Raw genomic sequence first — 14,355 nt, forward strand, 5'->3', positions numbered from 1 at the left:
TAGTCAACAACACTGAGTAGTCAGAAGGAAAGGAGGTGCGCCATGGGCAAGCAGGAGACCGAGATGCTCAAGGGCACGCTGGAGGGCATCGTGCTCGCGATCCTCTCCGGACGCCCGGCCTACGGATACGAGATCACCTCGTGGCTGCGGGACCAGGGCTTCTCCGACATCGCCGAGGGCACCGTCTACGCCCTCCTGGTCAGGGTCGAGCAGCGCGGCCTCGTCGACGTCGAGAAGGTCCCGTCGGAGAAGGGACCGCCGCGCAAGGTGTACTCCCTCAACGCGCAGGGCCGCGAGCAGCTCGCGGAGTTCTGGAGGACCTGGAGCTTCCTCGCAGAACGCATCGAACAGCTCCACCGCGAAAACGCAGACAGCAACGCCAACCCCCAGGAAGAGGACTGATCATGGCCGCCAAGTGGTACGAAGTCGTCACCGGCTCGCTCGAGCAGAAGAAGCAGTACCGCCAGTACAAGGCGCGCATCGACGCGCTGCCCGAGCCCTACCGCGGCGCCGCCAAGGCGCTGGACCGGTACTTCATGACCGTCGGCGGCATGACCGACGGCGTGACGATGATGCAGATGCTCGGCGACTCCGCCGACCTCTGGGAGCGCGCGGCCGCCGACGGAACGCCCGTCCGCGACATCGTCGGCGAGGACGCCTCGGCGTTCGCCGAGGAGTTCACCGCCGCCTACTCCGGCAAGCAGTGGATCGACAAGGAGCGCGCACGCCTCAACAAGGCGATCGACGACGCAGAAGGAGGAGCCGAGAAATGAGCGTGGACACCGCTATCCGGGTCCAGGGGCTCGAGAAGTCCTACAAGGACCTGAGTGTGCTGAAGGGCGTCGACTTCGACGTGGCGCGGGGCAGCATCTTCGCGCTGCTCGGCTCGAACGGCGCGGGCAAGACCACGGTCGTGCGCATCCTGTCGACGCTGCTCAAGGCCGATGCCGGCACCGCCGCCATCGCGGGCTTCGACGTCGCCGCCCAGGCTCAGAAGGTGCGCGAGACGATCAGCCTCACCGGGCAGTTCGCCGCCGTCGACGAGGTGCTGAGCGGCCGCGAGAACCTCGTGCTCATCGCGCAGCTGCGTCACCTCCCCGACCCCGGTGCGATCGCGGACGGCCTGCTCGACCGCTTCTCGCTGACGGACGCCGGCCCGCGCAAGGTGTCGACGTACTCCGGCGGCATGCGGCGCCGGCTCGACATCGCGATGAGCCTCATCGGAGACCCGCCGGTGATCTTCCTCGACGAGCCCACGACCGGTCTCGACCCCGCGGCGCGCCTCGAGGTCTGGGATGCGGTGCGGGAGCTGGCGCGGGGCGGCACGACCGTGCTGCTGACCACGCAGTACCTCGAAGAGGCCGAGCAGCTCGCGGACCGCATCGCGATCCTTCACAAGGGCCGCATCATCGTCGACGGCACGCTGGCCGAGCTCAAGCAGCTGCTGCCGCCGGCGAAGGTGGAGTACGTCGAGAAGCAGCCGAGCCTGGAAGACATCTTCTTCGCCCTCACCGGCGAAGACGACACCGCATCCGCGAAGGAGGAATCATGACCACGCACGTCATCGGCGACACCGCCGTTCTCACCAGCCGGTCGCTGCGGCACATCCTGCGCAGTCCCGACACGATCATCACCACCGCGGTCACCCCGATCGCGCTCATGCTGCTGTTCGTCTACGTCTTCAGCGGAGCGATCGACACCGGCGGCGCGAAGGGGTCGTACATCGACTACATGCTCCCCGGCATCCTGCTGATCACGATCGCGTCGGGCATCGCCTACACGGCGTACCGGCTGTTCCTGGACATGCAGGGCGGCATCTTCGAGCGGTTCCAGTCGCTGCCGATCGCGCGGTCGGGAGTCCTGTGGGCGCACGTGCTGACGTCGCTCGTCTCGATCCTCGTCTCGCTCGCCCTCGTCATCGGCGTGGCGCTGCTGATGGGGTTCCGCACCGGAGCGAGCTTCGGCGCCTGGATGGGCGTGATCGGCATGCTGGTGCTGTTCACGCTGGCGCTCACGTGGCTCGCGGTGATCCCGGGCCTGACGGCGAAGACCGTGGACGGCGCGAGCGCGTTCTCCTACCCGCTCATCTTCCTGCCGTTCATCAGCTCGGCCTTCGTCCCGACCGAGAGCATGCCGGGCCCGGTGCAGTGGTTCGCCGAGAACCAGCCGGTCACCTCGATCGTCGACTCGATGCGCGCGCTGTTCGCCGGCGAGCCGGTCGGCACCGACATCTGGGTCGCGATGGCCTGGCTGGTCGGCATCCTCGTCGTCGCCTACATCGCGTCGATGGCGATCTACCGCAAGAAGATCAGCTGACGCCGGCAGCACAAAGGGAAGAGCGGATGCCTCGAATCGAGGCATCCGCTCTTCCCTTTGTGACGGCTACGCGCCGAAGTACTGGTTGCCGAGCGCCTTGCTCTTCAGGGCGTCGAACTCGCCCTGTGAGATCGCACCGGCGTCGAGGAGCGCCTTGGCCTGTGCGATGTCCTGCGCGGGGCTCGACGAGGCAGAGGGACGGTAGTCGTCGGACTCGGCCACCACTCCCCCGCGCGCGGACTGTGCACGCGCGGCCATGCCCTTGCCGCGGGCGATGATGTAGATCAGTGCCGTCAGGAACGGCACGAAGACGAGGGCGATGATCCACAGCGCCTTGAGCCAGCCGTTGAGCGCCTCGTCACGGAACAGGTCCGTGATGATCACGATCACCACGTACAGATACGCGATGAAGTAGAAGCTCCACAGCAGGAACCACCAGAAATCACCGAACCACATCGGCGTCACCTCTTTCGAAAAAACCGGACGGCTGCGACCACAGTAGTGGTCGCAGCCGTCCGGATGAGGGACGTGTCAGTCCCGTGTCTTGTAGATCGGCGCCTTGCCGTGCACCGCGTCGCCCACCTTGTGGATGCGGATGTCGTTCGTCGAGCCGATGATTCCGGGAGGGGATCCCGAGATCACGACGACCTTGTCGCCGACCTTCGCGAGGTCGTTCGACAGCAGGTAGTCGTCGACCTGGATGAACATCAGGTCGGTGTGCGCGACGTGCTCGACGAGCGTCGACTGCACCCCCCACGTCAGCGCCATGCGGCGGCGGATCGCCGGCTCGGGTGCGAACCCGATCATGGGGATGCGGGGACGCAGGCGAGACATGCGGCGCGCGGTGTCGCCCGACTCGGTGAAGATGCAGAGGAACTTCGCGTCGACGAACTCGGCGACCTCCATCGCGGCCAGCGTGATCGCGCCGCCCTGCGTACGGGGCTTGGTGGTCAGCGGCTGGATGCGGTCCAGGCCGTGCTCCTCGGTCGAGTCGACGATGCGCGCCATGGTCTCGACGACCACGACCGGGTACTTGCCGACGCTGGTCTCGCCCGAGAGCATGACCGCGTCCGCGCCGTCGAGGACGGCGTTGGCGACGTCGCTCGTCTCGGCGCGGGTGGGCACCGGGTTCTCGATCATCGACTCGAGCATCTGCGTCGCGACGATGACGGGCTTGGCCATGCGGCGGCAGAGCTCGACGGCGCGCTTCTGCACGATCGGCACCGCCTCGAGAGGCAGCTCGACGCCGAGGTCGCCGCGGGCGACCATGATGCCGTCGAACGCGTCGATGATCTCCTCGAGGTTGTCGACGGCCTGCGGCTTCTCGATCTTGGCGATGACGGGCACGTGGCGCCCCTCTTCGGCCATGATCACGTGGACGCGCTGGACGTCCTTCGCATCGCGCACGAACGACAGGGCGATGATGTCCGCCCCGGCGCGCAGACCCCAGCGGAGGTCGGCCTCGTCCTTCTCGGACAGCGCGGGCACGTTGACCGCGACGCCCGGCAGGTTGATGCCCTTGTTGTTCGAGACCGGGCCCGCGACGATCACCTTGGTGGTGACGACGGTGCCGTCGGTCTCGACGACCTCGACGCGGACCTTGCCGTCGTCGATGAGGAGGAAGTCACCCGGCTTGACGTCGTTCGGGAGGCCCTTGAACGTCGTGCCGACGATCTCCTTGGTGCCGAGGATGTCCTCCGTGGTGATCTTGAAGGTGTCGCCGACCGCCAGCTCGTGCGGTCCGTTCTCGAACTTGCCGAGGCGGATCTTCGGACCCTGGAGGTCGACGAGGATCGCGACCGCCCGTCCGGCGTCGTCGGCGGCCTTGCGCACGTTGGCGAAGTTGTTGTCGTGGACCGAGTAGTCCCCGTGGCTCAGATTGAAGCGGGCGACGTCGACGCCGGCATCGATGATCGCGCGGACCATCTCATACGACGACGTGGCGGGCCCCAGGGTGGCGACGATCTTGGCGCGTCTCATCCGTGGTTTTCTCCGGGTGGGTTGAAGGTGGCGAGTGCCTCGGCCAGCCTACGCGGGCTGCAGGCCGATGGCGACATCGGTCGGGCGGACCGGAGCAGGCAGCTCCGTCTCCCCCATGAGGAAGCGGTCGACGCTGGCTGCGGCGGCGCGTCCCTCGGCGATCGCCCACACGATGAGCGACTGGCCGCGGCCGGCGTCGCCGGCCACGAACACGCCCGGGGCGGTCGTCTGGTAGTCGTCCTCGCGGCGGACGTTCCCCCGCTCGGTGAAGCGGGCGCCGAGCTGGTCCTCGAGGAGGGCGCGCTCCGGGCCGGTGAAGCCCATCGCGATCAGCACGAGATCGGCGGGGATCTCGCGCTCGGTGCCGCTCTTGGGCACGCGGCGGCCGTCGACGAACTCGGTCTCGGCGACGCGCAGCGCGCGCACCTCGCCGGCGTCGTTCGCGAGGAACTCGACGGTCGAGGCGAGGAAGGCACGCTCGCCGCCCTCTTCGTGCGCGGACTGCACCTCGAACACGAGGGGGTCCATCGGCCACGGCTGGTGCTCGGGACGCTCGCCCGGGGGGCGGCGGCCGATGGCGAGGTTCGTCACGCTCAGCGCGCCGTGACGGTGCGCCGTGCCGATGCAGTCGGCGCCGGTGTCGCCGCCGCCGATGACGACGACGTGCTTGCCCTCGGCCGTGATCTGGTTGGCGACCGCATCACCTGCGACGGCCTTGTTCGACTCGACGAGGTACTCCATCGCGAAGTGCACGCCGGCCAGGTCGCGTCCGGGGATCGGGAGCTCGCGCGGCACCGTCGCACCGGTGGCGATGACGACCGCGTCGTAACGGGCGCGCAGATCGGCCCAGGTGATGTCCTTGCCGATCTCGACGCCCGCGCGGAAGCGGGTGCCCTCGTCCTGCATCTGGCGAAGACGCGACTCGAGGTGCTTCTTCTCCATCTTGAAGTCGGGGATGCCGTAGCGCAGGAGGCCGCCGATGCGGTCGTCGCGCTCGAACACCGCGACGGTGTGGCCGGCGCGCGTCAGCTGCTGCGCGGCGGCGAGACCGGCAGGACCCGACCCGACGACGGCGACCGTCTTGCCGGTGAGGCGCCCCGGGGGCTCCGGCTCGATCCAGCCGTTCGCGAACGCCTCGTCGGCGATCGAAACCTCGACCTGCTTGATGGTCACCGCCGGCTGGTTGATGCCGAGGACGCAGGAGCTCTCGCAGGGAGCGGGGCACAGCCGCCCGGTGAACTCCGGGAAGTTGTTCGTCGCGTGCAGACGCTCGCTGGCGGCGCGGCCTTCGCCGCGCCACGTCAGATCGTTCCACTCCGGGATGAGGTTGCCGAGCGGGCAGCCCTTGTGGCAGAACGGCACGCCGCAGTCCATGCAGCGTCCGGCCTGCCGGCGCAGCACCGCCGCGTCGCCCGGCTCATAGACCTCTTTCCAGTCCATGATGCGCACCGGCACCGGCCGCCGCGGGGGCAGCTCGCGCTCGGTGACCTTCAGAAAGCCCTTCGGGTCAGCCACCCGTCACCTCCAGGATGCGGTTCCAGACGACGTCGCCGTCGGGGTCGAGCCCCTCGGCCACGGCCTCCTGGCGGGTCTGCAGAACCGCGGCGTAGTCGCGCGGCAGGACCCGGACGAAGTTCGCCAGCTCGGCCTCGAAGTCGTCGAGGAGAGCCTGGGCGAGGGTTGATTCGGTCTCGGCGACGTGCTGCTCGAGCAGGTCGCGGAGGATCTCGGCGTCGCCGGAGCCGAGCTCGCCGAGCTCGAGCTCGCCGGAGGCCAGTGCCTCGCGGTTCACCAGCTTGCGGTCGAGCTTGTACACGTACGCGGTGCCGCCGGACATGCCGGCGCCGAGGTTGCGTCCGGTCGCGCCCAGGATGACCGCGAGACCGCCGGTCATGTACTCGAGCGCGTGGTCGCCCACGCCCTCGACCACCGCGGTGGCGCCCGAGTTGCGGACGAAGAAGCGCTCGCCCACGACGCCGCGCAGGAACATGGTCCCGAGAGTGGCGCCGTAGCCGATCACGTTGCCCGCGATGACGTTCTGCGACGCGTCGAACGTGGCTGCGCGCGGCGGACGGACGACGATCTGCCCTCCCGAGAGCCCCTTGCCGACGTAGTCGTTGGAGTCGCCCTCGAGGCGCAGGGTGATGCCCGCGGGCATGAACGCACCGAACGACTGGCCCGCCGACCCCGTGAGGTTGACGACGATGCTCCCCGAGCGCAGTCCGTTCTCACCGCGTGCCTTGGTGACGTGGTGGCCCAGCAGCGTGCCGACCGCGCGCTCCGTGTTGCGGATCGGCAGATCGATCGTGATCTCGCCGCCGTTCGCGATGACGTCCTGCGCGCGCTCGATGAGGGCGACGTCGAAGTGCTCGTCGATCTCGTGCAGCTGCGCGGTCGTGTTGCGGCGCGGCTCGTCGTCGGCGAAGACCGGGCCGTGGAGCACAGGACCGAGGTCCAGGCCGTTCGCCTTCCAGTGGTTCACCGCACCGTCGATGTCCAGCAGGTCGCTGCGGCCGATCGCCTCGTCGAGCGAGCGCAGGCCGAGGGACGCGAGGTACTCGCGCACCTCTTCGGCGATGAACTCCATGAAGTTCACGACGAACTCCGGCTTGCCGTTGAAGCGCTCGCGCAATGCGGGGTTCTGCGTCGCGACGCCCACGGGGCAGGTGTCCAGGTGGCAGACGCGCATCATGATGCAGCCCGACACGACGAGCGGCGCCGTGGCGAAGCCGAACTCCTCTGCGCCCAGCAGCGCGCCGATGATGACGTCGCGACCGGTCTTGAGCTGGCCGTCGACCTGCACGACCACGCGGTCGCGCATGCCGTTGAGCATGAGCGTCTGCTGCGTCTCCGCGAGGCCGAGCTCCCACGGCGTGCCCGCGTGCTTGAGCGAGTTCAGCGGGCTCGCACCGGTGCCGCCGTCGTGGCCCGACACCAGGATGACGTCGGCCAGCGCCTTGGCGGTGCCGGCCGCGACCGCGCCGATGCCGGACTGGCTCACCAGCTTCACGTGGACCCGCGCGCCGGGGTTGGCGCGCTTGAGGTCGAAGATCAGCTGCTTGAGGTCCTCGATCGAGTAGATGTCGTGGTGCGGCGGCGGCGAGATGAGACCCACGCCGGCGGTCGCGTGGCGCGTCCGCGCGACCCACGGGTACACCTTGGTCGGCGGCAGCTGGCCACCCTCGCCGGGCTTGGCGCCCTGCGCGAGCTTGATCTGGATGTCGTCGGACTCCGTCAGGTAGAGGCTCGTGACGCCGAAGCGGCCCGACGCGACCTGCTTGATGGAGCTGCGACGCTCGGGGTCGAGGAGGCGGTCCACGTCCTCGCCGCCCTCGCCGGTGTTCGACTTGCCGCCGATGCGGTTCATCGCGATCGCGAGCGTCTCGTGGGCTTCGCGCGAGATGGAGCCGTAGCTCATCGCACCCGTCGAGAAGCGCTTGACGATCGACGCCACCGACTCGACCTCGTCGATCGGCACGGGCGTGCGCCCCTCGGTCTTCAGCGCGAACAGGCCGCGCAGCGTCTTCAGCTCGTTCGCCTGGTCGTCGACGAGCTTGGTGTACTCCCGGAAGATGTCGTACCGGCGCGTGCGCGTCGAGTGCTGCAGGCGGAACACCGTGTCGGGGTTGAACAGGTGGGGCGACCCGTCGCGGCGCCACTGGTATTCGCCACCCGTCCAGAGCCGCTCGTGCGCCCGGACCGCAGCATCCTGCGGGTACGCGTACGCGTGCCGGGCGGCGTTCTCGGCGGCGATGACGTCGAGTCCGACGCCGCCGAGCTTGGACTCGGTGCCGGTGAAGTACGTGTCGACGAAGTCCTGCGACAGGCCGACGGCCTCGAACACCTGGGCGCCGGCGTAGGACGACACGGTCGAGATGCCCATCTTCGACATGATCTTGAGCACGCCCTTGCCGAGCGCGTAGATCAGGTTCTTGACGGCCTTCTCGGGCGCGATGCCGGTGATGAATCCGGCGCGCACCAGGTACTCGACGGTCTCCATCGCGAGGTACGGGTTGACGGCGGATGCCCCGTACCCGATGAGGGTCGCGATGTGGTGCACCTCGCGCACGTCGCCCGCCTCGACCACGAGACCGCACTTCATGCGGGTCTGCTTGCGGATGAGGTGGTGGTGCACGGCCGCGAGCATGAGCAGCGACGGGATCGGAGCCAGATCCTTGTTGGAGTCGCGGTCCGACAGCACGATGAACTCGGCGCCGTCCTCGATGGCCTGGTCGACCTCCTGGCACATCTGCTCGAGGCGCTTCTTCATCCCCTTGTGGCCGGCCTCGACGCGGTACAGGCCGCGGATCGTGACCGACGTGCGGCCCGGGAGCGCGGTGTCGATGTGCTGGATCTTGGCGAGCTCGTCGTTGTCGATCACGGGGAAGTCGAGCGTCACGACGCGCGTGTGCTCAGGCCCCCACTCGAGGAGGTTGCGCTCGGGGCCGAGGCCCAGTCCGAGCGACGTGACGACCTCTTCGCGGATGGAGTCCAGCGGCGGGTTGGTGACCTGCGCGAACTGCTGGGTGAAGTAGTCGAACAGCAGGCGAGGGCGCTCGCTCAGCACGGCGACCGGAGTGTCGGAGCCCATGGCACCGAGCGGCTCGGCGCCGTTCTGCCCCATCGGAGTGAGGAGGATCTTGACCTCTTCCTCCGTGTAGCCGAAGGTGCGCTGACGCCGCGTGATCGAGGCGATGGGGTGCACGATGTGCTCACGCTCGGGCAGGTCCGCGAGGCGGACACGGCCGGAGTCGAGCCATTCCTGCCACGGCTCCTGGTCGGCGAGCTGTGCCTTGATCTCGTCGTCCTCGATGATCCGGCGCTGCGCGGTGTCGACGAGGAACATGCGTCCGGGGCGCAGGCGGCCGCGACGCTTGATCCGCTCGGGCTCGAAGTCGAGCACACCGGTCTCGCTGCCGATGACGATGAGGCCGTCGGTCGTCTCGGTCCAGCGGCCCGGGCGCAGGCCGTTGCGGTCGAGCGTGGCCCCGACGAGCGTGCCGTCCGTGAAGATGAGCGCGGCCGGGCCGTCCCACGGCTCCATCTGCATGGAGTGGAACTCGTAGAACGCCCGCAGCTTCGGGTCGATGTCGGCCTGCTTCTCGTAGGCCTCGGGCACCATCATCATGATGGCGTGCGGGAGGCTACGGCCCGTCAGCGTGAGGAGCTCGAGCACCTCGTCGAACGAGGCCGAGTCGCTCGCACCGGTGGTGCAGATGGGCAGCAGCGGCTGGATGTCGCCGAGCAGCTCGGACTCGAGCTGCGACTGACGGGCGCGCATCCAGTTGCGGTTGCCGTTGACGGTGTTGATCTCGCCGTTGTGCGCGAGCATGCGCAGCGGCTGCGCGAGCGGCCACGACGGGAAGGTGTTGGTCGAGTAGCGCGAGTGCACCACCGCGAGCTCGGAGGCGAAGCGCTCGTCCTGCAGGTCGGGATAGAACGGCTCGAGCTGGAGCGTCGTGACCATGCCCTTGTAGCCGAGCGTGCGCGACGACAGCGACACGAAGTACGCGTCGAGCTCGGTGCGCGCCCGGGCCCGGAGGCGGTAGGCGCGGCGGTCGAGCGCGATGCCCGAGAGCGCCGCGGCGTCGCCGGTCGCGGGACGTGAGATGAAGAGCTGCTCGAAGGCCGGGCGCGCCTCGAAGGCGAGCTTGCCCAGGTTCTCGTCGGAGGTCGGGACCTCGCGCCAGCCGAGCACCGTCAGACCCTCGGATGCTGCGATCCGCTCGATCCCGCTCTTCTGGGTGGCGCGCGCCTCGGCGTCGCGCGGCAGGAAGACGAGGCCGGCGGCGTACTCGCCCACCGGCGGCAGGTCGAAGCCGGCCACCGCGCGCAGGAACGCGTCGGGCATCTGCGTCAGGATGCCCGCGCCGTCGCCGGTGCCGGCATCGGAGCCGATGGCGCCTCGGTGCTCGAGGTTGCGCAGGGCGGTCAGCGCCAGATCGATGATGTCGTGGCCTGCCTCACCCCGCAGGGTGGCCACCATCGCCAGGCCGCAGGCGTCCTTCTCGAAGGCCGGGTTGTACATCCCCTGCTTCTGCGGGAACCCGGCACGGCCGGACGCAGCGGGGAAGTTCGCCTCCGCAGAGGCGACGGAACGGGGGCTCGAAGCCATACCTACCGTCCTCACGTTGATAGTCAAGATGGGACGACGTCGGCCCTGGGCGCGCTCTTCGGGGGGAGAGCTGCGTTACTTGGTGGCAGGAGTGCTTGTGGCGCTGACCCCTTCGGCCTCGGACGTCGGGGGTTCGCTGACGTCGACGAAGTCGTCGGTCTCCTGAGATTGTACAGCCTGTCCGGCCTTCCACTCGCGGCCGGACACATAGGGCGACGGCTCCAGGCCGGGGTGGCGGCGCTTCTGGAGGAAGAAGATCACGAGACCGATCACCACGCCGAAGATGGCGGCCCAGACGTTGGTGCGCAGACCGAGGAAGATGTCGCTCGGGTCGATGCGGATCGACTCCCACACGATGCGGCCCGCGCTGTACCAGACGAGGTACAGGCCGAAGAGGCGGCCCCACTGGAGCGTGAAGCGGCGACCCACCCACACGAGGAAGAGCACGCCGAGCGTGTTCCAGATGACCTCGTAGAGGAACGTCGGGTGGTACAGGGTGCCCTCGGGCAGGCCGATCGGCCACGCGGGGTTCGGGTAGTCGATCTCGAGGCCCCAGGGCACGTCGGTCGGAAGGCCGAACAGCTCCTGGTTGAACCAGTTGCCGAAGCGGCCGATCGCCTGTGCGAGGAGCAGTCCGGGAGCGAGTGCGTCGGCGAAGGTCCAGAAGCGGATGCCGGTCCACCGGCAGCCGAGCCACGCACCGACGGCGCCGCCGATGAGCGCGCCGTAGATGGCGATGCCGCCCTCCCAGATGAAGAGGGCCGACCAGGGGTTCGCCCCCTCGCCGAAGTAGAAGTTCCAGTGCGTGAGCACGTGGTAGATGCGCGCCGTGATGATCGCGAGCGGGACGGCGAGCAGGGCGATGTCGATGACGACCCACGGCTCGGCGCCGCGCTTGGTGAGGCGGGCGTTGGTCCACAGCGTCGCGACGATGATGCCCGTGATGATGCACAGCGCGTAGATGTGGATCCGCAGGGGGCCGATGTCGAAGTAGCTGATCGACGGGCTCGGGATGCTGGCGACGACGCTCGCGGCGGCGTTGATCATGGGAGAACCGTGTCCTTGCTGGATCCGTGCTGGGGGTGGCGGCGGTGGACGCCGACCTCAGAAGTCTAGTTCGCGCCGCGGGCGGTGCCTGCGGCGAGGCTCTGCGCGGTCTCGGCGAGCCCCTCGAGGCCGCCATCGCGCAGCGCGCGCACGAGCGCCGTGCCGACGATCGCGCCGTCGGCGTACTCGAGCACGCCGGTGACCTGCTCGGCGTTCGAGATGCCGATGCCGACGCACGCGTGCTCGACCCCGTGCTCGCGCAGGCGGGCGACGAGGGTGCGGGCCGCAGCATCCAACTGCGCGCGCTCCCCCGTGATGCCCATGGTCGAGACGGTGTAGACGAAGCCGGTGGAGTTCTGTGCGATGAGCTCGAGGCGCTCGTCCGTCGACGTCGGCGCGGCGAGGAACACCCGGTCGAGGCCGGTGCGCTCACTGGCGGCGATCCATTCGGGCGCCGCCTCCGGCGTGATGTCGGGCGTGATGAGACCTGCGCCCCCGGCGGCGAGCAGGTCATCGGCGTAGCGGTCGACGCCGTACTGCAGCACCGGGTTCCAGTACGTCATGACGAGCACGGGCACGTCGACGCGGCGCGTGATCTCGCGCACCGCCGTGAACGTGTCGCGCAGGCGGAACCCGCCGGCGAGGGCTGCCTGTGTCGCCTCCTGGATGACCGTGCCGTCCATCACCGGGTCGGAGTACGGCGGGCCGAGCTCGAGGATGTCGGCGCCGTTCTCGGCCAGCGCGACCGCCGCGTCGATGCTCGTCTGGAGGTCGGGGAAGCCGAGCGGCAGGTAGCCGACGAACGCGCCGCGTCCCTCGGCACGGGCGGCGTCGATCGCAGCGGCGACGCGCGAGGTCACAGCTTCTCCCCCTCGCCGTGTGCGGCGTCGTCGTGCGGTGCGGAGGCGGCAGCCGCGGCATCCGCGCCGTCGTCGTACAGCTGGAAGTACCGTGCCGCGGTGTCCATGTCTTTGTCGCCGCGGCCCGAGAGGCACACCGCGAGGATCGCGTCGGGGCCGAGCTCGCGGCCGATGCGCAGCGCCCCGGCGAGGGCGTGGGCCGACTCGATGGCGGGGATGATGCCCTCCGTCTCGGAGAGCAGACGCAGCGCCTGCATGGCCTCGTCGTCGGTCGCGGGGATGTACTCGGCGCGGCCGATCGAGGCGAGCCAGGCGTGCTCCGGGCCGACGCCCGGGTAGTCGAGACCCGCCGAGATCGAGTGTGACTCGATCGTCTGGCCGTCCTCATCCTGCAGCACGAAGGTCTTCGCGCCGTGGAGCACACCGGGGTGGCCGCGCTCGATCGACGCGGCATGCCGCGGCGTGTCGACGCCGTCGCCGGCGGCCTCGACGCCGTAGAGCTTGACGCCCTCGTCGTCGAGGAACGCGTCGAACATGCCGATGGCGTTCGAGCCGCCGCCGACGCACGCGAGGACCGCGTCGGGCAGCCGCCCCGCCTGTTCGAGGAGCTGCGCGCGCGCCTCCTCCGAGATGACCTTCTGGAAGTCGCGGACCATCGCGGGGAACGGGTGGGGCCCGGCGGCCGTGCCGAAGATGTAGTTGGTCGTCTCGACGCTCGCGACCCAGTCGCGGTAGGCGTCGTTGATCGCGTCCTTGAGGGTGCGCGAGCCGGTCTTGACGGGGATCACCTCGGCGCCGAGCAGGCGCATGCGGGCGACGTTGAGCGCCTGGCGCTCCGTGTCGACCTCGCCCATGTAGATCGTGCACTCGAAGCCGAAGAGCGCTGCGGCCGTCGCGGTCGCGACGCCGTGCTGGCCCGCGCCCGTCTCGGCGATGACGCGCGTCTTGCCGAGGCGCTGGGTGAGCAGCGCCTGGCCGAGCACGTTGTTGATCTTGTGCGAGCCGGTGTGGTTGAGGTCCTCGCGCTTGAGGAAGACGCGGGCGCCGCCGGCGTGCGCGGCGAACCGGGCGACCTCCGTGATCGGCGACGGGCGACCGGCGTACGAGTGCAGCAGCCGCACGAACTCGGCCTGGAAGGCCGGGTCGGCCTTCGCCGCCTCGTACTCGGCCGTCAGCTCGTCGATCGCGGCGATGAGGGATTCGGGCATGTACCGCCCGCCGAACTCGCCGAACAGGGGTCCGGGCGCCTCACGAAGACTCATGCGCCTGCCTCCAGGAATGCGCGCAGGGTGGATACGGGATCATTCGTGACCAGCGCCTCGCCCACGAGCACCACGTCTGCGCCGTCGCGGCGGTAGTGGGCGACGTCGTCGGGCGTCAGCACGGCCGACTCGGCGATCTTGATCGCCCCCTCCGGGATGCGCTCGGCGAGGCGGCCGAAGAGGTCGCGGTCGAGCTGGAAGGTCGACAGGTCGCGCGCGTTGACGCCGATGAGCTCCGCCCCGAGGTCCACGGCACGGTCGACCTCGTCGGCCGAGTGCGTCTCGACGAGCGCCGTCATGCCCAGTTCACGCGTGAATGCGTACAGACGCGCGAGCACGTCCTGGTCGAGCGCGGCGACGATGAGCAGGACCAGGTCGGCGCCGGACGCGCGGGCCTCCAGCACCTGGTACTCGGTCGCGATGAAGTCCTTGCGCAGCACCGGCAGCGCGACCGCGGCCTTCACGGCCTCGAGGTCGGCGAGGCTGCCCTTGAACCTGCGGCCCTCGGTGAGGACGGAGATCGCCGACGCGCCGCCCTCTTCGTAGCGACGGGCCTGGAGCGCGGGGTCGGGAATGGCGGCGAGGTCGCCGCGCGAGGGGCTCGCACGCTTGACCTCCGCGATGATCTTGACGCGGTCGGACGGGGCGAGCGCGGCGAGGACGTCGAGAGCGGGACGCCGCGCGAGGGCTGCGGACTCGACCTCTGCCAGGGGACGCTGCGAGGCGCGTGCCTCCGCGTCCTCCACCGCGCCGGCCGTGAGGTCGGCGAGCATGC

At 69.5% G+C, this 14,355-nt stretch carries 12 protein-coding genes; 4 read left to right on the forward strand and 8 right to left on the reverse strand.

Features of this window, described 5'->3' with window-relative positions; genetic code table 11:
- Positions 1 to 42: 42 nt before the first annotated feature.
- Genes AC3A46_RS03620 through AC3A46_RS03635 form a run of 4 tightly spaced genes read left to right on the forward strand, consistent with a single transcriptional unit; the run spans position 43 to position 2,316 of the window.
- The gene (locus AC3A46_RS03620; protein WP_487663844.1) at positions 43 to 402 is read left to right on the forward strand and encodes a PadR family transcriptional regulator; all 360 of its coding nucleotides are present in this window, start codon (positions 43 to 45) and stop codon (positions 400 to 402) included.
- 2 nt (positions 403 to 404) lie between these two features.
- Positions 405 to 773, forward strand: a complete 369-nt coding sequence (locus AC3A46_RS03625) for a DUF1048 domain-containing protein (protein WP_487663845.1) — start codon at positions 405 to 407, stop codon at positions 771 to 773.
- Positions 770 to 1,552, forward strand: coding sequence for an ABC transporter ATP-binding protein (locus AC3A46_RS03630; RefSeq protein WP_487663846.1), 783 nt, complete (start codon positions 770 to 772; stop codon positions 1,550 to 1,552). Before AC3A46_RS03625 ends, AC3A46_RS03630 begins: the two co-directional genes overlap by 4 nt.
- Positions 1,549 to 2,316 (forward strand): ABC transporter permease, encoded by a 768-nt coding sequence (locus AC3A46_RS03635; RefSeq protein WP_487663847.1) that lies wholly within the window; start codon positions 1,549 to 1,551, stop codon positions 2,314 to 2,316. Before AC3A46_RS03630 ends, AC3A46_RS03635 begins: the two co-directional genes overlap by 4 nt.
- A 66-nt stretch (positions 2,317 to 2,382) precedes the next feature.
- Here AC3A46_RS03635 and AC3A46_RS03640 read toward each other — a convergent pair whose 3' ends face one another.
- From AC3A46_RS03640 to trpC, 8 genes are all read right to left on the reverse strand, one after another.
- On the reverse strand, positions 2,383 to 2,772 hold the full coding sequence (locus tag AC3A46_RS03640) for an SHOCT domain-containing protein (RefSeq protein ID WP_487663848.1): 390 nt from the start codon (positions 2,770 to 2,772) through the stop codon (positions 2,383 to 2,385).
- A gap of 75 nt (positions 2,773 to 2,847) precedes the next feature.
- Positions 2,848 to 4,296, reverse strand: coding sequence for a pyruvate kinase (gene pyk / locus AC3A46_RS03645; RefSeq protein ID WP_487663849.1), 1,449 nt, complete (start codon positions 4,294 to 4,296; stop codon positions 2,848 to 2,850).
- 48 nt (positions 4,297 to 4,344) lie between these two features.
- Positions 4,345 to 5,811: a glutamate synthase subunit beta gene (locus tag AC3A46_RS03650; protein WP_487663850.1), complete on the reverse strand. Its 1,467-nt coding sequence runs from the start codon at positions 5,809 to 5,811 to the stop codon at positions 4,345 to 4,347.
- Positions 5,804 to 10,411, reverse strand: a complete 4,608-nt coding sequence (gene gltB, locus AC3A46_RS03655) for a glutamate synthase large subunit (protein WP_487663851.1) — start codon at positions 10,409 to 10,411, stop codon at positions 5,804 to 5,806. The genes AC3A46_RS03650 and gltB overlap by 8 nt, the downstream gene beginning before the upstream one ends.
- A gap of 75 nt (positions 10,412 to 10,486) precedes the next feature.
- Positions 10,487 to 11,458, reverse strand: coding sequence for a prolipoprotein diacylglyceryl transferase (lgt, locus tag AC3A46_RS03660; RefSeq protein WP_310246485.1), 972 nt, complete (start codon positions 11,456 to 11,458; stop codon positions 10,487 to 10,489).
- Between the two features lie 65 nt (positions 11,459 to 11,523).
- Entirely contained in the window at positions 11,524 to 12,318 is a 795-nt protein-coding gene (trpA, locus tag AC3A46_RS03665) for a tryptophan synthase subunit alpha (protein WP_487663852.1), read from the reverse strand.
- The gene (gene trpB / locus AC3A46_RS03670) at positions 12,315 to 13,580 is read right to left on the reverse strand and encodes a tryptophan synthase subunit beta (RefSeq protein ID WP_487663853.1); all 1,266 of its coding nucleotides are present in this window, start codon (positions 13,578 to 13,580) and stop codon (positions 12,315 to 12,317) included. Before trpB ends, trpA begins: the two co-directional genes overlap by 4 nt.
- Positions 13,577 to 14,353 carry an indole-3-glycerol phosphate synthase TrpC gene (gene trpC / locus AC3A46_RS03675; RefSeq protein WP_487663854.1) on the reverse strand — a complete coding sequence of 259 codons (777 nt, stop codon included), beginning with the start codon at positions 14,351 to 14,353 and terminating at the stop codon, positions 13,577 to 13,579. Before trpC ends, trpB begins: the two co-directional genes overlap by 4 nt.
- Positions 14,354 to 14,355 lie beyond the last annotated feature (2 nt).

Source organism: Microbacterium sp. Soil_C_42, assembly GCF_057656735.1.